Here is a 21,423-nt window from a genome sequence, read left to right as displayed (position 1 = left end):
CCACTCCTGACACTCTGTCACCATGCCATTTCAGCCAGTCTCCTGGCATATGCGCGGCGGTCGTTGGCCGAAAGGAGGCACCCCGGACCGCCGCGGGGGACGCCCGCGCGGCCGTACCGCACCGAGAGCGCCCTTACCCGAGAGGTAATCGACGGCCACAGGGCACCCCCGGCATGGTGGAGACATCGGTTCCCCGACAGGCACGACGCCCGGGGAAACCGACGTCCGACCAGCGCTTACGACCTTGATGGAGGCTGATCCGCCATGTCCGCAGACACCCAGCGCCACGAGTCCGCCGTCGCCCGCTACCTCGAGGCGTGGAACGCCCGCGACCCCCAGACCCTGGCCAAGGCGGTCGCCGCCGCCTGGAGTCCGGACGGAACCTACACCGACCCGCTGGCCGATGTCGCCGGGCACGAGCAGATCGCCGCCGTGATCGCGGGAGCCCATGAGCAGTTCCCGGGGTTCTCCTTCCGGCTCCTCGGCACGGTCGACGGGCACCACGACATCGCCCGCTTCGCCTGGGAGCTGGTGAGCGACGCGGACGGCTCGGCGCCCGTCGCCGGCTTCGACGTGATCGCCCTGGCCGACGACGGACGCATCCGCACGGTCCACGGTTTCCTGGACCGCGTGCCGACGGCCGCCGCCTAGGAGATCGGGCCGGGCCAGCTCGGGGGCTGCTCGTCGGAGCCCTCCGGGCTGCCCGGCGCCTTCTCGCCGGACTCGGCCCGCGCGGCCTTCTCCTCCTCGGTCACCGCCTTGAGCCGGAGGACCAGCTCGTCCTCCGCGACATCGACGACGACCGTGTCGCCCGCGTTGAGCGTGCCGTCGAGCAGCATGTTCGACAGCCGGTTGTCGAGTTCCATCTGGATGGTGCGGCGCAGCGGCCGGGCCCCGAACTCCGGTTGGTAGCCACGGTCGGCCAGCCACTCCTCGGCCGCCTCGGTGACCTCCAACTGCACGCCCTGCGCGTGCAGCCGGCGCCGGGTGCCTTCGAGGAGCAGATCGACGATCTGCACCAGGTTCTCGCGGTCCAGCGCATGGAAAATGATCACTTCGTCGATCCGGTTGAGGAACTCCGGGCGGAAGTGCGCCTGGAGCTCCGCCATCAGATCGTCCCTGATCTCCTCGACGTCGCCCTGGTGGTCGAGGATGTGCTTGGAGGCGATGTTGCTGGTCATGATGACGACGGTGTTGCGGAAGTCGACCGTGCGCCCCTGGGCGTCGGTCAGCCGTCCGTCGTCCAGGACCTGCAGCAGCAGGTTGAAGATGTCCGGGTGGGCCTTCTCCACCTCGTCGAACAGCACGACGCTGTACGGCTTGCGGCGCACCGCCTCGGTGAGCTGACCGGCCTCCTCGTAGCCGACGTAGCCGGGCGGGGAGCCCACGAGCCGGGAGACGGTGTGCTTCTCCTGGAACTCGCTCATGTCGAAGCGGACCATACGGTCCGGGTCGCCGAAGAGCAGTTCCGCGAGTGCCTTGGCGAGTTCCGTCTTGCCGACTCCGGTGGGGCCGAGGAAGAGGAAGCTGCCGGTGGGCCGGTTGGGGTCGCCCATGCCGGCCCGGCCGCGCCGGACGGCCTGGGCCACGGCGGTGACCGCCTGGTCCTGGCCGATGACGCGCTCGTGCAGCAGGTCCTCCAGCTTCATGAGCCGCTCACGCTCGGTCTCGGTCAGCTGGGAGACCGGGATGCCGGTGCGCGCGGAGAGCACCTCGGCGATGTCGTCGACGGTGACGAGGGGCGTCGTCGCCACTCCGCCGCCGGTGGTCTCCGAGAGCTGCTGCTCCAGCTCCGCCATCCGGCGCTTGATCTCACTCGCACGCTCGAAGTCCTCGGTGCGGACCGCCTCGTCCTTCTCCCGGCTCAGCCGCCCGAGGTGCTCCTCCAGCTCGGCGGTCTCGGCGGGGGCGCCCATCGTGCGCAGCTGGACCCTGGCTCCGGCCTGGTCCATGAGGTCGATGGCCTTGTCGGGCAGGAAACGGTCGCTTATGTAGCGGTCGGAGAGGGCGGCGGCGGCGTCCAACGCCTCGTCCAGATAGCGGACTTGGTGGTGGGCCTCGTAGGAGTCGCGCAGCCCGCGCAGGATCTCCGTCGTCTCTTCGACGGTGGGCTCGGGCACCATCACCGGCTGGAAGCGGCGTTCGAGCGCCGCGTCCTTCTCGATGTGCTTGCGGTACTCGTTGAGAGTCGTGGCGCCGACGACGCTGAGGTCGCCCCGCGCGAGGGCGGGCTTGAGGATGTTGCCCGCGTCCATGGAGCCCTCGCCGGTGGCACCCGCGCCGACGACCTGGTGCAGTTCGTCGAGGAAGAGGATGATCCCCTTCTTGGCGCCGGTGACCTCGTCGATGACCTTCTTCAGCCGTTCCTCGAACTGGCCCCGGTACTGGGCCCCGGCGACCAGACCGGCGATGTCCAGGGCCACCACCCGGCGGTCCTTCAGCGCCTTGGGCACCTCTCCGGCGACGATGCGCTGGGCCAGCCCCTCGACGATCGCCGTCTTGCCGACGCCGGGCTCGCCGATGAGGACAGGGTTGTTCTTGGTGCGCCGGGAGAGGACCTCGATCGTCTGCTCGACCTCCACGGCCCGGCCGACGACGGGGTCGAGGCGGCCGCTGCGCGCCTCGTCGGTGAGGTCACGTCCGTACTCGTCCAGGGTCGGGGTGTCGGGGTGGCCGCCCGCGGCGCGCCTCTCGCGCCCGGCGCCGCTCAGCGCGCCCGGCGAGGCGCCCTCGGCCTGGAGGGTCTGGGCGAGCGGGGAACGCGGGTCGTCGAGGAGTGCGGCGAGGATGTGTTCCGGGCCGATGTAGGAGGCGTCGGCCGCCTGCGACCGGGCGTGGGCCGCGAGCAGCGCACGCTTGGCCGCCGGAGTGAGCGCGGGCTCCCCCTCGCCCGTCCCGGAGGGCAGCGACGCCTGGAGATCGGCGGCCATCCGGTCCGGATCCACGCCTGCCTGCTCCAGGACCTGGCGTGCGGACGGCACCTGGGTGGCGGCCCACAGAAGATGGACGGCGTCGAGATCGGAACCGTCCTCCGCCGCCCGGCCACCCGCGGCGCCCAGCAGCTCGTGCGCGGATTCGCTGAGAAGCCGTCCGATGGGGACGCGTTGCACGGCCGGCGGGGAGGTCGCCGGGCTCATGCCGAAGAAGCGGTTGAAGAGATCGGAGAAGGGGTCACCTGACCCGAAGGGTGAGATCGTCACGGTTGACCACCCGTCCGGCGTGCGACACGGCCGCGCGGCACGCCGTAGTCGATTTGCCCGTACTCGCCCAGTCTTGGCCAGGTCGCCTCGCATCACAACCCAGGCATCACGCGGCACATCGGGGTGGTTGGGGACGGTTGGAGAGGGAGTGCGCGGGTACTCGACCGTGCTGTGCACGCCCTCACGCTTGGACGGGTCGGCCCCGAGCGGCGTCCCGGTAGCGCTTCGGCGCGATACCCACGGTGCGTTTGAAGGCGTTGCTGAAGGCGCTCTCCGAGGTGTAGCCGACGGACTGGGCGAGGGACGCGACGGGGGTGTCGTCCTCGCGCAGCGCACGCGCGGCCAGGCTCATCCGCCAGTTGAGGAGATACGTCAGGGGCGGCACGCCGGCCGCCTCCTTGAAGCGCAGGGCGAAGGTGGTCCGGGACATGGCGGCGGCCCGCGCCAGCTCGTCGAGCTGCCAGGGGCGCGACGGGTCGCCGTGCATCAGACGCAGCGCCGGGGCGAGACGCTCGTCGGCGAGCGCCCGCAGCCAGCCGGCCGGGAGCGTCTGCGCATCCACCAGACAGACCCGCAGCACCTGAAGGAAGAGCAGCTGGGCGATCTGGTCCGAGGCGAACCCGGAGCCCGCGCGGCCCGCCGTCATCTCCCCCACCAACTGCCCGATCAACCAGCCGAGCACCGGCGCCTCGACGGTGGCGGCCCGCACATGGATCATCTCGGGCAGGGCCCGGCGCAGCAGGTCACCGCTGTCCCTGCTGAGGTCGATATGCCCGGACACACACAGAAAGTCCTCGCCGTCGCCGAGGTGCGCCATGCGGTCACCGGGGTCCACCGCGACCTGTCTCGAGTCCAGCGGCGTGACGTCCGGGGCGCTGCACAGCACGTAGGAGCGTCTGCCGTCGGAGACCACGACGTCGCCCGCCTCCACCCGGACGGGCTCGCCGCCCTCCTCGCGGACCAGCAGGCAGTGCCCCCGCACCACGGCGTTGACCTTGAGCTTGTATCGCCCACGGAGCCTGATGGCCCAGTCGCCCCCGGCCGTGAAGCCGCCGGAGAAGACGCAGCGCGCGTCGGCGACGGCGAGGGCGTCGGACAGGGGATCCACGGACATGTCTGAACTATCACGCAGGTAATGCGGATTCTCAAGCATTCATCGTACGGATCGCTCGTCCTACGGTGGCCGGGACAGCCCACGAACCGCCCCCGCAGGGACACCCGGCGCACCGACCGCAAAAGGGAAGGCGCGCCGACGCCCCGCCGGGGACACATGAGGGATTTGCGAGGAGACCCACACCATGACCACCGCCCAGCAGCCCGTCCACTCCGGCTTCGACGCCGCCTCCACCGCCGATGAGGTCGCCAAGGGGATCGACCTGACGGGCAAGGTCGCCGTCGTCACCGGCGGCTACTCCGGCATCGGCCTGGAGACGACCCGCGTGCTGCGGGCCGCGGGCGCCGAGGTCGTCGTACCCGCGCGGGACGTCGAGCGGGCCCGGGCCGCGCTCCGGGACGTCGACGGCGTCGAGGTCGAGCCGATGGACCTGATCGACCCCGCGTCGATCGACGCCTTCGCGGCCACGTTCCTGGCCTCCGGCCGTCCGCTGCACATCCTGGTGAACAGCGCCGGCATCATGGCCACACCGCTGACCCGGGACGCGCGCGGCTACGAGGCACAGTTCGCCACCAACCACCTCGGTCACTTCCAGCTGGTGTCCCGGCTGTGGCCCGCGCTGGTCGCGGCCCACGGAGCGCGGGTGGTCGCGGTGTCCTCCCGGGGCATCCGCTTCTCCCCCGTCGTCTTCGAGGACCTGCAGTTCGCCGACCGGCCCTATGAGCCCTTCCTCGCCTACGGCCAGTCGAAGACCGCGAACGCCCTGTTCGCGGTGGAGCTGGACCGGCGCGGCCGGGCGGAGGGGGTGCGGGCCTTCTCCGTGCACCCCGGCACCATCATCGACACCGGGCTCGCCAAGCACCTCTCCGACGATGCGCTGCGGGCGGCCGGCGCCATGGACGAGGAGGGCCGCCCCGTGCGGGACCCCGCCCGGCAGCTGAAGACCGTCGCCCAGGGGGCGGCCACCAGCGTCTGGTGCGCGACCAGCCCCCAGCTCGACGGCCTGGGCGGGGCCTACTGCGAGAACTGCGAGATCAGCCCGCTGGTGACCGAGGCGGACGAGGCCGCCTGGCGTGACAACGCGCAGATCCCCGGCGTGCTCCCCTACGCGGTCGACCCGGAGTCGGCCGCCCGTCTCTGGGACGTCAGCGAGCGTCTTCTCGCGTGATCGCCGCGTCGATCCGTGCCAGCTCCTCCGTGTCGAAGTCCAGGTTGCGGATCGCCGCCACACTGTCCTCCAGCTGCCGCGGGCTGCTCGCGCCGACCAGCGCCGAGGTCACCCGGCCGCCGCGCAGCACCCAGGCCAGGGCCATCTGCGCCAGCGTCTGGCCCCGGGAGCCGGCGATGTCGTCGAGCGCGCGCAGCTGCCGCACCAGGTCCTCGGTGACCTGGTCGGCCTGGAGGAACGGGCTCTCGCTCGCGGCCCGGGAGCCCTCCGGGATGCCGTCGAGATAGCGGCCGGTCAGCAGTCCCTGCTCCAGCGGTGAGTAGGCGATGGAGCCGACCTGGAGTTCGTCGAGGGTGTCCAGGAGCCCGTCCTCGGGGCGGCGGTCCAGCATCGAGTAGCGCGGCTGGTGGATCAGCAGCGGGGTGCCCAGTCCGCGCAGGATGCGGGCGGCCTCACGGGTCTGCTCCGGCGAGTAGTTGGAGACGCCGACGTACAGCGCCTTGCCCTGCTGGACCGCCGAGTGCAGGGCACCCATCGTCTCCTCGAGCGGGGTCTCGGGGTCGAAGCGGTGCGAGTAGAAGATGTCGACGTGGTCGAGGCCCATCCGCGTCAGACTCCGGTCGAGCGAGGACAGCAGATACTTCCGCGACCCCCATTCGCCGTACGGCCCCGGCCACATGAGATAGCCGGCCTTGGTGGAGATGACCAGCTCGTCGCGGTAGGCGCCGAAGTCCGCCCGCAGGGCGTCGCCGAGGGCGGACTCGGCGGCGCCGGGCGGCGGTCCGTAGTTGTTGGCGAGGTCGAAGTGTGTGACGCCGAGGTCGAAGGCCCTGCGCAGGATCTGCCGCTGGGTCTCCACGGGGCGGTCGGGACCGAAGTTGTGCCACAGGCCGAGGGACAGCGCGGGCAGCTTCAGACCGCTGCGTCCGGTGCGGCGGTAGGGCATGGCCTCGTAACGGGAGGGGTCTGCCGTGTACAACTTGCACTCCAGAGGGACGTTTGCTGACAACGCTGACGACGCCGTCCACTCTCGCCCGGCCGCCGTACAGCGGTCCAACAGAGGAATCGGATGAGATTCAGCGCTTAGGCTTCTCAATCATGGAATTGCGTCATCTCCAGCACTTCGTCGCGGTCGCCGAGGACCGTCACTTCACCCGGGCAGCGGAACGGCTGATGGTGTCCCAGTCGGGGCTGTCGGCCTCGGTCCGCGCCCTGGAGCGGGAGTTGCAGGCCCCGCTGTTCGTGCGCACCACCCGCACCGTCACCCTCACGGAGGCGGGCCGTGCGCTGCTGGTCGAGGCCGAGCGGATCCTGGCCCAGGTGCGCGCGGCCCGCGAGGCGGTGGCGGCCGTGCAGGGTGTGCTGCGCGGCACGCTCTCACTGGGCACCGAACAGTGCATCGCCGGGGTCGACGTCGCCCGGCTGCTCGCCGCGTTCCGGCGGCGCCACCCCGACGTGGAGATCCGGCTGCGGCAGGCGGGGTCGGGCGCGCTGGCCGAGGAGGTCGCCGCGGGCCGGCTGGACCTGGCGTTCGCGGTGCGCACCCGGGCGGACACCGATCAGCTGCGGTCCGTCCCGCTGACCAGTGAACCGATGACCGTACTGTGTCATCCATCGCATCCGCTGGCCACGGGCGGCCCGGTGACCCCCGCGGACCTGGGCGGAGAGGCGTTCGTCGACTTCCACCCCGACTGGGGACCGCGCCGCACCACCGACTCCGTGTTCACCCGGGCGGGGGTCCAGCGGACCGTGACGCTGGAGGTCAACGACGTGCACAGCCTGCTGGAGCTGGTCCACGAGGGGCTCGGTGTCGCCGTCGTCCCGCGCCACTTCGGGCACAAGCGCGAGGCGTCCACGCTGGTCTCGCTCCCCGTCAAGTGCGACGCCGAGTACGAGACGGTCGCGATCCTGCCCCCGCACGAGGCCAGCAGCCCGGCGGCGCGGGCACTGATGAGCCTGCTCGCGGCGAACCCGGCGGACTCGCCGGATACGTCGGACACATCGGACCCGCCTCCGGCCGGCTGACCGGCGCGCGAGGGACGCGGGGCACGCTGCGGCCGCGGCGCGCCGGCCGGAGCGAGCGGCGCGCTGGGCGGGTTCGCCGCACGCCCGAGGGCGCGATGCGCGATGGTGGACCCATGCATGCGAAGGACATCCTCATCGACGCGTACAGCCGCATCCAGGAAGAAGTCCATGCCGCCGTCGACGGTCTGGGGCCGGACGACCTCAACGCCCGGCCCACCGCGGAGACCAACTCCGTCGCCTGGCTGATCTGGCACCTCACCCGAGTCCAGGACGACCACGTGGCCGACGCCTTCGGCCTCGACGAGGTATGGCTGTCACAGGACTGGGAGAAGCGCTTCGGGCTCGATCTGCCGCGCAGCGACACCGGATACGGCCACAGCCCGGCGAAGGTCGCCAAGGTGCGGGTCGACTCGGGCGACCTGCTGACCGGGTACTACGACGCCGTGTACGAGCAGACACTCGCGGCCCTTCGGCAACTGACCGCCAAGGACCTGGAGCGCGTCGTGGACGACGGCTGGGATCCCCCGGTCACTCTGGGCGTACGCCTCGTCAGCGTCCTGTCCGACGCCCTGCAGCACGTCGGACAGGCCGCCTATGTGGGAGGGCTGCTTCAGAGCGCGGCCTCGTAGCCGGGCAGGACCACGTCCCGGATGAGGGCGTTGCGCTCGTCGAACGGGATGAACGCGCTCTTGAGGGCGTTCACCGTGACCGTGCGCAGGTCCTCGACGCTCCAGCCCGCCTCCTCGACCAGCAGGGACATCTCGCGGGTCATCGTCGTGCCCGAGACCAGGCGGTTGTCGGTGTTGAGGGTGACCCGGAAGCCCAGGTCCTTCAGGGCGGTGATCGGGTGCTCGGCGATCGAGGTGGCGGCGCCGGTCTGCAGGTTGGAGGTCGGGCACATCTCCAGCGCGACACGGCGGTCCCGCACCCAGCTCGCGAGCCGGCCGAGCTTGCCGTCGACGATGTCCTCGGTGATCCGCACACCGTGGCCGATGCGCTGGGCGCCGCACACCTGCAGAGCCTGGTGGATGCTGGGCAGACCATGCGCCTCACCGGCGTGGATGGTGAACGGGACGCTCTCGCCGCGCAGATGCTCGAACGCGGCCAGGTGGTCGGCGGGCGGGAAGCCGTCCTCGGCGCCGGCGATGTCGAAGCCGACGACTCCGGCGTCACGGTAGGCGACGGCCAGGTCGGCGGCCTCGCGGACCCGGTCGAACATGCGCATGCCGCAGAGCAGGGTGCCGACCCGGACCGGGGTGCCGGCGGCGGCCGCCTTGGCCATACCGGCGGCGAGGCCCTCCTGGACGGCCTCCACGACCTCGCTCATCGACAGCCCGCCCTGGGTGTTCAGTTCGGGGGCGTAGCGCACCTCGGCGTAGACGACACCGTCGGCGGCGAGGTCGAGGACGTACTCCTCGGCGACGCGCAGCAGGCCCTCGCGGGACTGCATCACGGCGAGGGTGTGCTCGAAGGTGGCTATGTAGCGGACCAGGTCACCGGAGTTCGCGGCCTCGAAGTACCAGGCGGCGAGCTCGTCGGGGTCGGTGGTGGGCAGGGTGTGACCGATCGCGGCCGCGAGTTCGACGACGGTGGCGGGGCGCAGGCCGCCGTCGAGATGGTCGTGCAGGACGGCCTTGGGGAGGCTGCGGATCAGTTCGGCATCTACGCGCGTAGCAGTCATGGTGGGTCTTTCCTTGGGCGAGCGGTTCGAAGCGGCGGGAGGAGGCTCAGTCGGCGGGCTGGAGCAGGTCCCAGCGGTTGCCGTACAGGTCCTGGAAGACGGCGACACTGCCGTACGGTTCGTGCCGCGGCTCTTCCAGGAAGGTCACACCGGCGGCGGTCATCCGGGCGTGGTCGCGGGCGAAGTCGTCCGTGTGCAGGAAGAAGCCCACACGCCCGCCGGTCTGGTCGCCGATCCGGCCGCGCTGGGCGTCGTCCTTGGCCCGGGCGAGGAGCAGGCCGGTGCCGAGGTTCGCGACGCCGGGCTCGACGACGACCCACCGGGAGCCGTCGGGCCGCGGCTCGTCGGCCGCGAGCCGGAACCCCAGGGCCTCGGTGTAGAAGCGGATCGCCTCGTCGTAGTCGTCGACGACGAGGGTGACCAGGGCAATGCGTCTCATCGGGCCTTCCGGGATACGGTGTCACGGCGTTGCCGCGTTATACGTAACACGTAGCGTACGGCATCCCGTCAAGCGGCTGGGCTGGAGCGGGGCGTGGGTCGTCCGCCGAACAGGGCGGGCGGCGCCTCAGGGCAGGCGGCCCCTCAGGGCAGGCGGCCCCTCGGGGCGGGAGGCTCCCCCTCCGGCGTCAGTCGCCCCGTTCGCCCTGGGCGACCTCGACCGCGTGGTGGAAGCCGATGATCCCGGTCGCCGAGGCGCAGGCGGAGGCGGCGGCGCACGCGATGAGCAGGGCGGCGATCCAGCGGGCGGTACGGTGCGGCGCCCGCGGGGCCGCCAGCAGCGCGGCGACACGCTGCGGCACGGGCCCGGTGGTCGCCGCGGGGGCGAAGGACGGCCGCTCCCCCTGGGCGGCCCGGGCGGCGAGCGCGGCCCGGCCGATCGCCTGGGCGGTCAGCCGCCGGTTCCCGACCACCGCGGCGGCGGCCTCGTCCGCCGCGCGTTCGGCGGCGAGCCGGATGACCTCGCCGGTGGGCCGCAGCCCCGGGTGGCAGAGCGCGGCGAGTTCGGCGACGGCGAGGAAGTAGTGGTGTCCGGCCGCGTTGTGGGCGCGCTCGTGGGCGAAGAGCGCCTCCCGCTCGGCCGGATTGAGACTGCGCAGCATCCCGGTGGTGACCACGATGCGGTGCGGGCGCCCGGGCAGGGCGTACGCGTCCGGGCGCGGGGAGTCGATGACACACAGGTCACCGGCGGTGGAGCGGCGGTCCGCCTCGCTCGTGGCGGCACGGAAGGCCCGGGCCTGATGTGTCACGGCGCGGCACACCGCCCACAGGCTCACGGCGAGCGCGCCCACGGAGAACGCCGCCGCCGGTACGACCACCAGGTTCGACGGGGTGCGCAGCGGCCGGACCAGCTCCCCGAACGCGGCGAACAGCGGCAGCTTGAGCAGCCCGGTGAGCACGAAGGCACCCAGCGCGGTCAGGGAGCAGCACGCGAGGACGACCGTGGCGCCGGTCACCAGCCACAGCGCGGTCGCCGGGGCGAGGTGCTGGAGGGCGCGGCGGCCGAGCGGAGCCGTCGCGAACGGCAGCGCGAGCGGGATGAGCAGCAGGAAGGTCACTGCTCACCGGATTCCAGCAGATCCCGCAGGATGCGCTCGTCGTCTTCGCTGAGCTGGGCGACGAAGCGGGCCAGCACGGTCTGCCGGTCGCTGTCCCGGTCCAGTTCGGTGTGCATCCGCCGGGCGGTCAGGCCGTGAGCGTCCTGGACGGGGAAGTAGGCGTAGCCGCGGCCCTGGCGCCTGCGGTCGACGACGCCCTTCTCGTGCAGCCGGGACAGGATCGTCGTCACCGTCGTGCGGGCGAGACCGGCACCCAGGCTCACCTGCACCTCGCCGGAGGTCTGGGGCGCGCCCGCGGCCCACAGGGCGGCCATGACGCCGGCCTCCAGCTCGCCCGCCGGGCGACGCTCGTCCCTCGCTTCGGTCATGGGAACCTTCCTCACCCCGTATTCGTCTACATTTCTGTAGACCGTCTACAGAATTGTAGTCCTCGCGGCTCCGGCCAGGACCGTACCGCACGTCCATTATGAAAGGGGTCCCCGAACATGGGCGCAGCATCGTGCACCGCATCGCGGCGCACGCCCGACGTCCCACGGGTGGCGGCATGAAGCGGGCCGACACCTCGGACCTCGCCGGTTCGACGGCGCTGGGCGCCCTGGCGGCGTTCGTCCTGCTGGCGCTGACCGTGCGAGGACGGGGTGGTTCCCCGCTGTACGGCGACGCCGACCTGCTGGCATGGTCGGTCGGCCACCGCCCGCACCCGGTGGTCGTGGCGGCGCGGGCCGTGACGTTCACCGGCACGGGAGCCGTCCCGTATCTGCTCGCCGCCCTGGCCGGTCTGCTGGCCGGACGCACACCGCGCCGGCGGGCCCTGTGCATGGCCGCCGCGGTCGTCTGCCTGGCCGTGGGCCAGGCGCTGCGGTACGGGGTGATGAATACGGTGGCGCGCCCTCGCCCGGCCACACGGGACTGGGTCACCCAGGCGTCAGGCTGGTCCTTCCCCTCGGGTCATACGACGACGGCCGCGATCACGGCGGGCCTGCTGGCCCTCGCGATCCTGGCCCGCGCCCCACGAGCCAGAGCGGCACTCCTGGTGACCGTTCTCACCTGGGGCATACTCGTCGGCCTCACCCGGGTGTATCTGGGCGTCCACTGGTTCTCCGACGTCCTGGGCGGCTGGCTGTTCGCCGTGTGCTGGCTGAGCCTGTGCGTCTACGCCGCCGCGCGGTTCGCCCCGCGCGCCCTCACCGGCGCGGCGGAACCGCTCTCGTCCTCGACACCTTGAAGCCTCGTCCCCGTCGAGCAGCGCGTCGAGGCGGGTCACGTGATCGCCCATGACCCGATCTGGGCGCGGTACGGCGATCGACCGCTCAGGACCGCTCGGCGTCCCGAGCCGGCGGGCGGCGCCGCCCCCCGGCCGCATCGCGCCGGGACCGATGCGGGGACGGGCGGGCCCCCTGTTTCCAGATGCGCGTCCGCGGTGGTCGTCCGTGAGGCTGTGAGCTCGCACATGGACGATGCGCACACCGTTCGCCCCCCGCACGCGCTCTTGGTAAGCGCTCTACGGATAGGTGTAGGTGTTCAGGGTGTTCACGGCCGAGGCCGGGTTCCCGAGGTCGTAGCGGTCGACCGCGAGGTAGTTGGGCTTCTTGCGGGCGGCGGGCTGGCAGAACCGCTGGGCGCGGTCGGTCAGCTTGGTGTTGTCGGTCTGGGCCGTGGACGTGATCGTCGCGTCACGGAAGTGGTTCATGACGAACAGCGGACGGAAGCCCGGTTCGGTGCGGGTCAGGGGGATGATGGTGTTCGCGTCGTACCAGCGGCTGTAGCAGGACCAGTCGGAGGATCCGATGCCCGAGCCCATGGACCAGTAGTTCTCCACCGTCCAGTCCTTCTGGTACATCACTCCGAAGCTGTCGCGGGTGAGTCCGGCGGCCTCGTCGGATGAGCGGCTGTGGTCGGTGAAGATCAGCAGCCGGTGGTTCGCCGCGAGCAGATCGGCCATCTTCGGCCAGCCGTTCTGCCGTACACCGGTCCGGTCCGGCCGGTAGAGGACGTCCGACAGACCGTTCACCCGCGCCAGTTCGCTGCGCAGCACGCCCGGGTCTACGTAGTCCTCAAGGAAGACGGTGATGAACTGATCGGGGTGCGCCTTGAGGAAGTCCACGATGCGCTGGACGTCCACCCACAGGGCGACCGGCTTGCTGACCAGGGTGCAGCTGTCGTGACAGAGGATGGCACCGTCGGGCGTCTGGTGGATGTCCAGCATGAACCCGCGGACACCGTCGGAGAGTTGCTGGTTGATTCCGCGGGTCTGGTTGGGCACCAGGTTCACGAAGGGCGGGGCGAAGCCGCCGTCGACGCCGTTGGCGTACGCGTTGTGCGCGGTGAGGAACGTGACCTGGTCCAGGGTGCGCTGGTCCGGGGACGGCATGGGGCCGGTGGGAGACGTGACCGGGGTGAGGTACCAGGAGGCCAGACCGCCCGAGGATCCGATGGCCAGCTGAGCGGGGTAGTCGGCGCCGGAGGGCTTGGCGGCGACCGTCAGATAGCGCTCGGTCCCGGGGGCCTTGAGCGTGTACTGGTCGCCGCCGGCCGGAGCGATCTCCCAGGCCGCGTCGGTGCTCGTGCAGGCGACCGTACGGGCCTGGTCGCCGGAGCGGCCGAGACAACTGCCCGCGGTGTCGGCGCTCTCGAGGACGTACGAGGATCCGGCGGCCTTGAGGTTCCACTGCTGGTGGTCCTCGTTGCCCTTGGGGTTGTGCTGTTCGACGGCTCCCCCGTGGTCGGCAGCGTTGAGCCCGGTCGTGGCGCTCTGCACGTAGTAGGCACCGGCGGCGGGGACCGCGGCGGCCGCATGGGACGGGGGTGCCACAACCGCGGCGGTCAGCGCGATGGCCGCCGCGAGCAGGGCGTGGGGGGTTCGCATGGCAGAGCCCTTCATTCGGCGAGGCTAAGTCAGGTTCATGACAGCAGCCCCGGCGGTCGGGCGCCGACAGGGAAGGTTGCCGTCGGGTGAAGCTCCGCGAACCCGGGCACGGCCGCTCCCGGGCAAGGGCGCAGCGGGGCGGCCCTTGCGCGCACGCGCCGGTCTGGCCGGCCACGGCGTGGGGGCGGCCGCGGTGGGGGGTTGCGGAGGGACACTCAACCGCGTTGATGTACACCAGTCAAGGGTTTAGACCAGTTGACCGACGGACGGGCCCTGCCAGTCCCGTCGTCCGTAGGGCCGCTGACGGAGAATGCCTCTCATGACCACCGCAGCGCACCCGCTCGTCGTCCGTGCCCGTCAGCTGGCCACCGGTCTCCTCGGACCACAGGCGGAGCGGGTCGACCAGGAGGGTGTGCCCCCGAGCCATGTCAAGGCGCTCAAGGGCTCGGGGCTGCTCGGGGTGAACGCGCCGACGGAGTACGGCGGGGCCGCGGCGCCCGCCGCGGTGGCCCGGGACACCGCGGAGATCCTGGCCGGTGCCTGCTGTTCGACGTGGTTCGTGCTGACGCAGCACTACACGCCGGTCAAGCTGCTGGCGTCGACGGAACTGCCCGTGCGCGAGCGGCTGCTCGGCCCGCTGGCCAGGGGCGAGTTGCTGTCCGGGATCGCCTACGCCCACGTCCGCGCCTTCCCCCGGGTCCCGGTGCGGGCCACACCCGAGCGAGGCGGCTGGCGCTTCGACGGGACCGTGCCGTGGTACACGGGGTGGACGCTGAACGACGTGCTGCTGCTCGCGGGCGTCTCCGAGGCGGGCGAGGTGGTCTTCGCCTTCACCGAGGCACGAGAGCAGCCCGGGATGCGCCCCACGGCGCCGATGCGGCTCGCGGCGCTCACCGCCGCCCACACGGTCTCGCTGGAACTGAACGGCCTGTGGCTGCCCCGGGATTCGGTCGTGCTGCGGACCCCACAGACGAAATTCGCCCTGGTGGACCGGCCCCGGAACACCAACGCCTCCCCGGCCGTATTCGGGGTGGCGTACGCGGCGCTCGATCTGCTGGAGGCCAACCCGGAGGCGAAGGAGACGGCAGGTTCGCTTCGGAGCCGTCTCGACGAGGCACGGCGGGAGGCCTACGCCCTGTGGGACCACCCTGTGCCGCACGAACGCATCGAGGAACGGCTCGCATGGAAGCTGCGGGCCCACGATCTGATGCGGACCGCGACGACCGCCGCGCTCGTGGCCGGCGGCGGCCGGGCCATGGCCCTGGGCAGCCGGGCCCAGCGGCTGGCGAGGGAGGCGATGTTCCTGCTCGTGCAGGGACAGACGGCCGAGGTGCGCCATGCCCACCTCGGCCATCTCTCCGAACTTCCCTGACCGCTCCGGTCGTCCGGCTCCTCCGACTCGCCCGGCTCCCGGAGTTGGGCACTCCGCTCAGCCCGCCGCGGCCAGCAGCGGAGTGGGGCCGAGGACCGCCGAGAACTGGTCGACCACCTGGGTCAGCGCCTCCCCCGCGCCCGGCGCGACGGTGAGGGAGCCGTCCTCGTGCACGGTGATGTCCTTGTCCAGGGTGAACCAGCCCTGCACTATGTGCGCCGCGCCCATGGAGTTAAGGACGGGGCGGAGGGCGTAGTCGATGGCCAGCACATGCGCGGTGCTGCCGCCGGTGGCGAGCGGCAGCACGGTCTTGCCCGTGAGGGCGTACTGCGGAAGCAGATCGAGCAGCGCCTTGAGGACGCCGGAGTACGACGCCTTGTAGACGGGGGTGCCGACGACGACGCCGTCGGCCCGTGCGAACAGCTCGGTGGCCTCGACGATGGCCGGATGCCGGAAGTCCGCGCCGAGCAGGGCCTGCGCCGGGATCGTACGGACGTCGAGCGGCACCACCTGGTGGCCCTGTGCGATCAGGCGCTGGTCGAGGTGACGCAGCAGGCGGTTGGTCCGGGAGGAGGCGGAGGGGCTGCCGGAGACGGACAGAACGGTGGCCATGCGGTCCTCTTTCGGGAGGAAGGGAGGGAGCGGGGCGGTCAGGCGTGCGCCGGGGCGGGTTCAGCCGATGTCCGGTGCCGATACCGGTGCGGATACCGGTCTCACCGCCGCTGTCGCTTCCCCTGCGTCCGCTGAAGTCGCGGATGCGGTAGGCGAGTTGTCCGGGCGGGCGGGACGTGCGGAACTCCAGGCGGAATGACGACCCACCGAATGCGGAATGCGCGGGACGGCAGCAACACGACTGCGCCACCGAGGCGATGCGCTGAACTCGGGGAACGGAATGCGAGCACACGGCCGTACGGGCGTCACGGACGCCGTGCGTCACACAGGGCTCGACGAGCGGACGTGTGCCGGGAGAACGCGGCGGACCGGAGGGCGATCAGGCCGCGGTGCAACAGGAGGCGCTGGAGACACGCGCGAGGTCGACATGGCGTCGCCGCGTGAGGTCCAGTCGCATCGTCATGGCGTCGATCGTGGCAGCCGCCGGCTCGGACCGTCAAGGAAATCCCGGGCGTTCTCGTATCGCGGACCGAGGGCGCCCCGCTCCCGGTGGCCGTGTGCGGTCAGTCGTCGTCCCGCGTCGGGACCACCACGAGGAACGCGTCCGACTTCAGATCCATGACGACCTTCGCGGGCTCACCCTCGGCACGGCGCGCCGCCGCGAACTCCTCCGCCGGCCACGCTCCGCGCGGAGCACCTGCGGGAAACCGCTCCAACACCTTCGCGCCCATAGCGGCAGCCACCTCCGGCGTCGACCGGCATCGGCCGTCGACTCGAACCAGCAGTTCTCCTTCTGTTCGCCTGCCCTCGATCGACACCGACATGTCCGCCTCATGGAAACCAGTTTCCCGGCGGCCGCCGGCCCGGGCCCCGGACCCCGAGAGCGGCCTCCCCCTCCCCCGTTGACGTCGCGGTACTCCGCCCGCGCAGTCGGCGTACCCCCGAACGAGGGAGGCATCAGCGAAGGACATGGACGACGAAGGAGCGAGGAACCAGGATTGAGGATCAAGGGTCGAGGACTGAGGAACGATGAACGGCGATGAGGCCGGGCGAGGGCTGAGCTGCCTCGTGACCGGCGCCACGGGATACATCGGCGGCCGGCTCGTGCCGGAACTGCTCGCCGCAGGGCACCGCGTACGCTGCCTTGCCCGCTCTCCCGGCAAACTGCGCGACCACCCCTGGGCGGGCGAGGTCGAGGTGGTCGCCGGAGACGTCACCCGGGCGGAGTCGGTCGCGGCGGCCATGCGCGGTATCGACGTCGCGTACTACCTGGTGCACGCTCTCGGCACGGGCAGCGACTTCGAGGAAACGGACCGCACGGCCGCACGGATCTTCGGGGAGCGGGCCCGGGCCGCGGGCGTTCGGCGCATCGTCTACCTCGGCGGTCTGACACCCGTGGGCGTCCCGGAACGTCAGCTGTCCCCTCATCTGCGCTCGCGGTCCGAAGTGGGCCGTATCCTGCTGGACTCGGGCGTCCCGACCACCGTCCTGCGGGCCGCAGTGATCATCGGTTCGGGCTCGGCCTCCTTCGAGATGCTGCGCTATCTCACCGAGCGCCTGCCCGCGATGATCACCCCGCGCTGGGTGCGCACCCGGATCCAGCCCATCGCGGTGCGGGACGTGCTGCGTCTGCTGGTGGGCAGCGCGCGGCTGCCGGACGACGTCAACCGCGCCTTCGACATCGGCGGTCCGGACGTGCTGACGTACCGGGAGATGATGGTCCGGTACGCGGCGATCGCGGGTCTTCCGCCCCGGCTCATCGTGCCCGTCCCGGTCCTCACCCCCGGCCTGTCCAGTCTCTGGGTCGGACTGGTGACGCCCGTGCCCGGGTCCATCGCCCGGCCGCTCACCGAGTCGCTGCGCCACGAGGTCGTCTGCGGTGAGCACGACATCGACCGCTGTCTACCCGCCCCGCCGGGGCATCCGATCGGCTTCGACGAGGCGGTCCGGCTGGCGCTGCAGCGGGTCCGCGACGCCCAGGTAACGACCCGTTGGTCGTCCGCGTCGCCACCCGGAGCACCGAGCGACCCGCTGCCCACCGATCCCGACTGGGCCGGCGGCAGCCTCTACACGGATCGCCGGGAACTCACGGTCGACGCCTCCCGCGCGGCCCTGTGGCGGGTCGTCGAGGGCATCGGCGGCGACAACGGCTGGTACTCGTTCCCCCTCGCCTGGGCGGCACGGGGCTGGCTGGACCGGCTGGTCGGCGGGGTGGGGCTGCGCCGGGGCCGCCGCGACGCCGAGCGGCTGCGGGCCGGCGACTCGCTGGACTTCTGGCGGGTCGAGGAGATCGAGCCGGGGCATCTGCTACGGCTGCGGGCCGAGATGCGACTGCCGGGACTGGCCTGGCTGGAGATGTACGTCGAGCGGGACGAGCAGGGCCGTACCCGATACCGGCAGCGGGCCCTGTTCCATCCGCACGGGCTCCTCGGGCACGCCTACTGGTGGAGCGTCTCCCCCTTCCACGCCGTCGTCTTCGGCGGCATGGCCCGCAACATCGCGAAGGCCGCGGCCCGGGCCCCCGCCGTCGGCCCCGAGGACGGCACCACCACCCGCTGACACCCGCGTCCTCCACCGGGCTCTCCCGGAAGCAGACCACAGCCCACCCGCACGCGTCCCGGAGTGCACGCCATGAACGTCTCGGTCGTCCTGTTCACCTCGGATCTGCGCCTGTACGACCATCCCCCGTTGCGGGCCGCCCTCGCCGACGCCCGGCAGGTGGTGCCCCTGTTCGTGCGCGACCCGGCCGTGGCCGCCGCGGGGTTCGCCGCGCCGAACCGGCTGGCGTTCCTCGCCGACTGTCTGCGGGACCTCGACGCGGGTCTACGGGCCCGGGGCGGCCGTCTCGTCGTCCGTTCGGGGGACGTCGCCGACGAGGTGTGCCGGGTGGCGGCCGAGACGGACGCCGACGTGGTGCACATGGCGGCCGATGTCAGCGCCTACGCCCACCGGCGCGAGGCGCGGCTGCGGCGGGCCCTGGAGGCGGCGGGACGCCGGCTGCACGTCCATGACGCCGTGACCACCGCCGTGCCGCCCGGCGAGGTCACCCCGGCCGCCTCGGACCACTTCGCCGTCTTCACGCCGTACTTCCGGCGGTGGTCCGGGCAGCGGTTGCGCGACACCCTGGGCGCGCCCCGCACGGTCGAGGTGCCGGACGCCGTCGGGTCCGAGGAACTCCCCGTGCGGGCAGAGCTTCCGGGGCTCTCCCCGGGGCTCGCCCCGGGCGGCGAGAGCGAGGGCAGAAAGCGACTCGCGGCCTGGCTGCGCGGCGGTGTGAACGCGTACGAGGACCGCCATGACGACCTGGCGGGCGATGCCACGTCGCGGCTCTCGCCACATCTGCACTTCGGCACGCTCTCCGCCGTCGAACTCGTCCACCGGGCCCGGCAGGCCGGCGGCCCGGGCGCCGACGCCTTCGTACGGCAGCTGGCGTGGCGGGACTTCCACCGTCAGGTGCTGGCCGCGCGGCCGGACGCGGGCACCCGCGACTACCGCACGAAGCACGACCGCTGGCGTTCCGGGCGCGCTGCACACGCGGACGTGGAAGCGTGGCGGGAGGGCCGCACCGGTTACCCGGTGATCGACGCGGCGATGCGCCAGCTGCTGCACGAGGGATGGATGCACAACCGCGCCCGGCTGCTGACCGCGAGCTTCCTCACCAAGACCCTGTACGTGGACTGGCGGGTCGGCGCCCGACACTTCCTGGAGCTGCTGGTCGACGGCGACCTCGCCAACAACCAGCTGAACTGGCAGTGGGTCGCCGGAACCGGCACGGACACCCGGCCCAACCGGGTCCTCAACCCGATCGCCCAGGCCAAGCGCCATGACCCGGACGGGGTGTACGTGCACCGCTGGGTGCCCGAACTCGCCGGGCTCGACGCGCCCCTGGTGCACGAGCCGTGGAAGCTGCGCGGCCAGGAGCGCGCCGCCTACGCCGCCTACCCGGACCCGATCGTGGACCTCGCCGAAGGCCTGGCCCGCTTCAGGCGGGCCCGCGGAACCGACTGAACAGCCCCGCCCGACCCGAAAGGCCTGCCGAACCGGCCGACCCGAACGAGCCGCCGCCCGGCGGCATCTGACGACCGACCGGACCGGTGCTCGAAAAGTCCGTCGCACCCCGGGCCGGGCCTCCTTCGACCGGGTGACAGCATGGCCTTGCGTGTGCGGGTCAGGGAATGGGTGACAGACGGGTCCGCCACCCGGCGCCCGCACCAGCGGGCCGGGCGACGGTACGCACGGTCGCGCGCGACGCGGCTCGGAGGGAAGGGCAGTGGTGGAAGGGCAGGCGTCGGTATCCCCCAGGAGACGTCCACGGCTGCGGCGGGTCGGCGCGCCGGCCGGCCCGGACTCACCGGTCGTTCCCCAGCATGCGTTCACCCGGGCCGGCCGCTCATGGCCGGTGCTGTGGACGGCCCTGCGGCGCACACCGGTGGCGATGTGGCGGGACGATGTGTCGGACTGGGCGGCGGCCCTGACGTACTACGCCATCCTCGCCCTGCTGCCCACGTTCCTCATGACGTTCTCCCTGATCGGGGCGGTCAGCCCGCATCTCACGGACGCACTGATCATGCGGGTCACGGCCTGGGCCCCGGCCGAGGCGGGGACGGCCCTGCACAGTACGCTGCGCCGCCTGGCCGGAGAGCGGTCCGCCGCGCTGACGGTGGCCATCGGTGGCGGGGCGAGTGCGCTGTGGTCGGCCTCCAGCTATCTGGCGGTGTTCCGGCGCGCGCTGCACGACCAGCACGGTGTCGCGGACAACCGCCCCGCCCTGCGCAAGGCGCACCGGATCCTGCTCACGGCCGTGACGCTGCTGCCCCTGCTGTTCGGCAGCGCGCTGCTGCTCGTCCTGAGCGGCTCGCTGGTGCGGGCGCTGGGGCGGTGGATGGGGCTCGGCGAGGCAGCTGAGGCCGTCTGGGTCCTGCTGCGCTGGCCCGCCCTGATGGCCCTGGTGGCGCTGCTGGTGCTGGTCCTCTTCCGGACCGGGCCGCCGCAGGCCCGCACCCTGCGTCACGCGGTGCCGGGCGGGGTGCTGGCGGCGGCACTGTGGCTGGCCGCCTCCGTGTCGTTCACGGCGTACGCCGACGGGCTCGGCGCCTACAGCAGGCTCTACGGGTCCCTCGCGGGCGTGGTCGTCTTCCTCGTGTGGCTGTGGATGTCCCATCTGTCGCTGCTGGCGGGATCCCAGTTCACGGCCGAACTGACGCGTGCCGAGCGCGAGCGCTGACGCGACCAGTATCTACACATAAAGAAAAAATAAGAGCACAATAAGCATACGCAGCCCTTCACCGCATACCGCACCAGGCGCGGTCATGCCTGCGAAGTGGAAGGAGTCGAGTGATGGCTGACGTCTCGCACACCAGAGGGGACATGACGACCCACCCCGACGTCCATGAGATGCGGGCCCGCTACGCCCGCGTACTGGGCGGCCGCGATGTGGCGCTGATGGACGGACCGGTGTTCCTGCTCGGTCTGTACTGCGCCGCGTCCCCGTGGATACTCCACTACACGACGAGCCAGCCCCCATTGGTGACGCACAACCTCATCATGGGGATAGCGATCGGTCTGCTGGCTCTCGGGTTCACCGTCATGCCGGAGCGTATGTACGGTCTGAGCTGGGCCATGTGCGCCCTGGGCGCCTGGATGATCATCTCGCCGTGGATCGTGGGCACGGCCCCGGACACCGGAGTCGTGGTCAACAACATCGTCATCGGCGCCCTCGCCGTGGTGCTGGGCATGCTGTGCATGGGCGCGACGGCAAAGGCCACTCGACGCCCGTAGTCGCATCCGCCCGTCATCGGGGACCGCGCACACGACAAGCACGTGGGCCGG

At 71.8% G+C, this 21,423-nt stretch carries 21 protein-coding genes; 10 read left to right on the top strand and 11 right to left on the bottom strand.

Annotated features, from left to right (window positions below; all coding sequences use genetic code 11):
- The first annotated feature begins 264 nt into the window (after window positions 1-264).
- Window positions 265-651 (top strand): nuclear transport factor 2 family protein, encoded by a 387-nt coding sequence (locus tag ACFY2Z_RS13925; protein ID WP_390744399.1) that lies wholly within the window; start codon window positions 265-267, stop codon window positions 649-651.
- Here the strand turns inward: ACFY2Z_RS13925 and ACFY2Z_RS13920 are convergent.
- Complete coding sequence (locus tag ACFY2Z_RS13920; RefSeq protein ID WP_390744398.1) at window positions 648-3,200, bottom strand: ATP-dependent Clp protease ATP-binding subunit; 2,553 nt, start codon at window positions 3,198-3,200, stop codon at window positions 648-650. The genes ACFY2Z_RS13925 and ACFY2Z_RS13920 overlap by 4 nt on opposite strands.
- Window positions 3,201-3,381: 181 nt before the next feature.
- A complete protein-coding gene (locus ACFY2Z_RS13915) occupies window positions 3,382-4,314 on the bottom strand; it encodes an AraC family transcriptional regulator (protein WP_390744397.1) in 933 nt (310 codons plus the stop codon).
- Window positions 4,315-4,498: 184 nt separating this feature from the next.
- On the opposite strand from ACFY2Z_RS13915, the gene ACFY2Z_RS13910 reads away from it, so the two are divergent.
- Window positions 4,499-5,482: an oxidoreductase gene (locus tag ACFY2Z_RS13910; RefSeq protein ID WP_390744396.1), complete on the top strand. Its 984-nt coding sequence runs from the start codon at window positions 4,499-4,501 to the stop codon at window positions 5,480-5,482.
- On the opposite strand, the gene mgrA is transcribed toward ACFY2Z_RS13910, so the two are convergent.
- Entirely contained in the window at window positions 5,460-6,461 is a 1,002-nt protein-coding gene (gene mgrA / locus ACFY2Z_RS13905) for an L-glyceraldehyde 3-phosphate reductase (RefSeq protein ID WP_390744395.1), read from the bottom strand. The genes ACFY2Z_RS13910 and mgrA overlap by 23 nt on opposite strands.
- Before the next feature lie 119 nt (window positions 6,462-6,580).
- Between mgrA and ACFY2Z_RS13900 the strand changes: the two genes are divergently transcribed.
- The gene (locus ACFY2Z_RS13900) at window positions 6,581-7,507 is read left to right on the top strand and encodes a LysR family transcriptional regulator (protein WP_390744394.1); all 927 of its coding nucleotides are present in this window, start codon (window positions 6,581-6,583) and stop codon (window positions 7,505-7,507) included.
- Window positions 7,508-7,620: 113 nt separating this feature from the next.
- Entirely contained in the window at window positions 7,621-8,136 is a 516-nt protein-coding gene (locus ACFY2Z_RS13895; protein WP_390744393.1) for a DinB family protein, read from the top strand.
- Here ACFY2Z_RS13895 and ACFY2Z_RS13890 read toward each other — a convergent pair.
- The 4 genes from ACFY2Z_RS13890 to ACFY2Z_RS13875 form a co-directional block, all read right to left on the bottom strand.
- Window positions 8,118-9,188 carry an adenosine deaminase gene (locus ACFY2Z_RS13890; protein ID WP_390744392.1) on the bottom strand — a complete coding sequence of 357 codons (1,071 nt, stop codon included), beginning with the start codon at window positions 9,186-9,188 and terminating at the stop codon, window positions 8,118-8,120. The two genes, ACFY2Z_RS13895 and ACFY2Z_RS13890, sit on opposite strands and share 19 nt — an antisense overlap.
- A 46-nt stretch (window positions 9,189-9,234) precedes the next feature.
- A complete protein-coding gene (locus tag ACFY2Z_RS13885) occupies window positions 9,235-9,627 on the bottom strand; it encodes a VOC family protein (protein ID WP_390744391.1) in 393 nt (130 codons plus the stop codon).
- A gap of 187 nt (window positions 9,628-9,814) precedes the next feature.
- Window positions 9,815-10,744 carry a M48 family metalloprotease gene (locus tag ACFY2Z_RS13880; RefSeq protein WP_390744390.1) on the bottom strand — a complete coding sequence of 310 codons (930 nt, stop codon included), beginning with the start codon at window positions 10,742-10,744 and terminating at the stop codon, window positions 9,815-9,817.
- Window positions 10,741-11,112: a BlaI/MecI/CopY family transcriptional regulator gene (locus ACFY2Z_RS13875; protein WP_390744389.1), complete on the bottom strand. Its 372-nt coding sequence runs from the start codon at window positions 11,110-11,112 to the stop codon at window positions 10,741-10,743. The genes ACFY2Z_RS13880 and ACFY2Z_RS13875 overlap by 4 nt, the downstream gene beginning before the upstream one ends.
- Before the next feature lie 176 nt (window positions 11,113-11,288).
- Here ACFY2Z_RS13875 and ACFY2Z_RS13870 point away from each other — a divergent pair, with 176 nt between their 5' ends.
- A complete protein-coding gene (locus tag ACFY2Z_RS13870; protein WP_390744388.1) occupies window positions 11,289-11,969 on the top strand; it encodes a phosphatase PAP2 family protein in 681 nt (226 codons plus the stop codon).
- A gap of 276 nt (window positions 11,970-12,245) precedes the next feature.
- Here ACFY2Z_RS13870 and ACFY2Z_RS13865 read toward each other — a convergent pair whose 3' ends face one another.
- Window positions 12,246-13,610 carry a phospholipase gene (locus ACFY2Z_RS13865; protein WP_390744387.1) on the bottom strand — a complete coding sequence of 455 codons (1,365 nt, stop codon included), beginning with the start codon at window positions 13,608-13,610 and terminating at the stop codon, window positions 12,246-12,248.
- A 319-nt stretch (window positions 13,611-13,929) separates the two neighbouring features.
- On the opposite strand from ACFY2Z_RS13865, the gene ACFY2Z_RS13860 reads away from it, so the two are divergent.
- Window positions 13,930-14,982, top strand: coding sequence for an acyl-CoA dehydrogenase family protein (locus tag ACFY2Z_RS13860; RefSeq protein WP_390744386.1), 1,053 nt, complete (start codon window positions 13,930-13,932; stop codon window positions 14,980-14,982).
- Between the two features lie 57 nt (window positions 14,983-15,039).
- On the opposite strand, the gene ssuE is transcribed toward ACFY2Z_RS13860, so the two are convergent.
- The 3 genes from ssuE to ACFY2Z_RS13845 form a co-directional block, all read right to left on the bottom strand.
- The gene (gene ssuE / locus ACFY2Z_RS13855) at window positions 15,040-15,594 is read right to left on the bottom strand and encodes an NADPH-dependent FMN reductase (RefSeq protein ID WP_390744385.1); all 555 of its coding nucleotides are present in this window, start codon (window positions 15,592-15,594) and stop codon (window positions 15,040-15,042) included.
- 379 nt (window positions 15,595-15,973) lie between these two features.
- Window positions 15,974-16,051 carry a putative leader peptide gene (locus ACFY2Z_RS13850; protein ID WP_351520955.1) on the bottom strand — a complete coding sequence of 26 codons (78 nt, stop codon included), beginning with the start codon at window positions 16,049-16,051 and terminating at the stop codon, window positions 15,974-15,976.
- Between the two features lie 106 nt (window positions 16,052-16,157).
- Entirely contained in the window at window positions 16,158-16,325 is a 168-nt protein-coding gene (locus ACFY2Z_RS13845; RefSeq protein WP_388976087.1) for a hypothetical protein, read from the bottom strand.
- Between the two features lie 298 nt (window positions 16,326-16,623).
- On the opposite strand from ACFY2Z_RS13845, the gene ACFY2Z_RS13840 reads away from it, so the two are divergent.
- The 4 genes from ACFY2Z_RS13840 to ACFY2Z_RS13825 all read left to right on the top strand — a co-directional run bounded on the left by ACFY2Z_RS13840 (window position 16,624) and on the right by ACFY2Z_RS13825 (window position 21,372).
- Window positions 16,624-18,153 (top strand): SDR family oxidoreductase, encoded by a 1,530-nt coding sequence (locus ACFY2Z_RS13840; RefSeq protein WP_390744384.1) that lies wholly within the window; start codon window positions 16,624-16,626, stop codon window positions 18,151-18,153.
- Window positions 18,154-18,225: 72 nt separating this feature from the next.
- Window positions 18,226-19,602: a cryptochrome/photolyase family protein gene (locus ACFY2Z_RS13835; RefSeq protein WP_390744383.1), complete on the top strand. Its 1,377-nt coding sequence runs from the start codon at window positions 18,226-18,228 to the stop codon at window positions 19,600-19,602.
- Window positions 19,603-19,993: 391 nt separating this feature from the next.
- On the top strand, window positions 19,994-20,818 hold the full coding sequence (locus tag ACFY2Z_RS13830; RefSeq protein ID WP_390744382.1) for a YihY/virulence factor BrkB family protein: 825 nt from the start codon (window positions 19,994-19,996) through the stop codon (window positions 20,816-20,818).
- A 113-nt stretch (window positions 20,819-20,931) separates the two neighbouring features.
- Complete coding sequence (locus tag ACFY2Z_RS13825) at window positions 20,932-21,372, top strand: SPW repeat protein (protein ID WP_390744381.1); 441 nt, start codon at window positions 20,932-20,934, stop codon at window positions 21,370-21,372.
- The last annotated feature ends 51 nt before the right edge of the window (window positions 21,373-21,423 follow it).

It is taken from the genome of Streptomyces sp. NPDC001222 (assembly GCF_042896945.1).
Classification (GTDB): Bacteria; Actinomycetota; Actinomycetes; order Streptomycetales; family Streptomycetaceae; genus Streptomyces; species Streptomyces gibsoniae.
The sequence above is the reverse complement of the archived record's forward strand: the minus strand, read 5'-3'. Positions and strand labels throughout refer to the sequence as shown.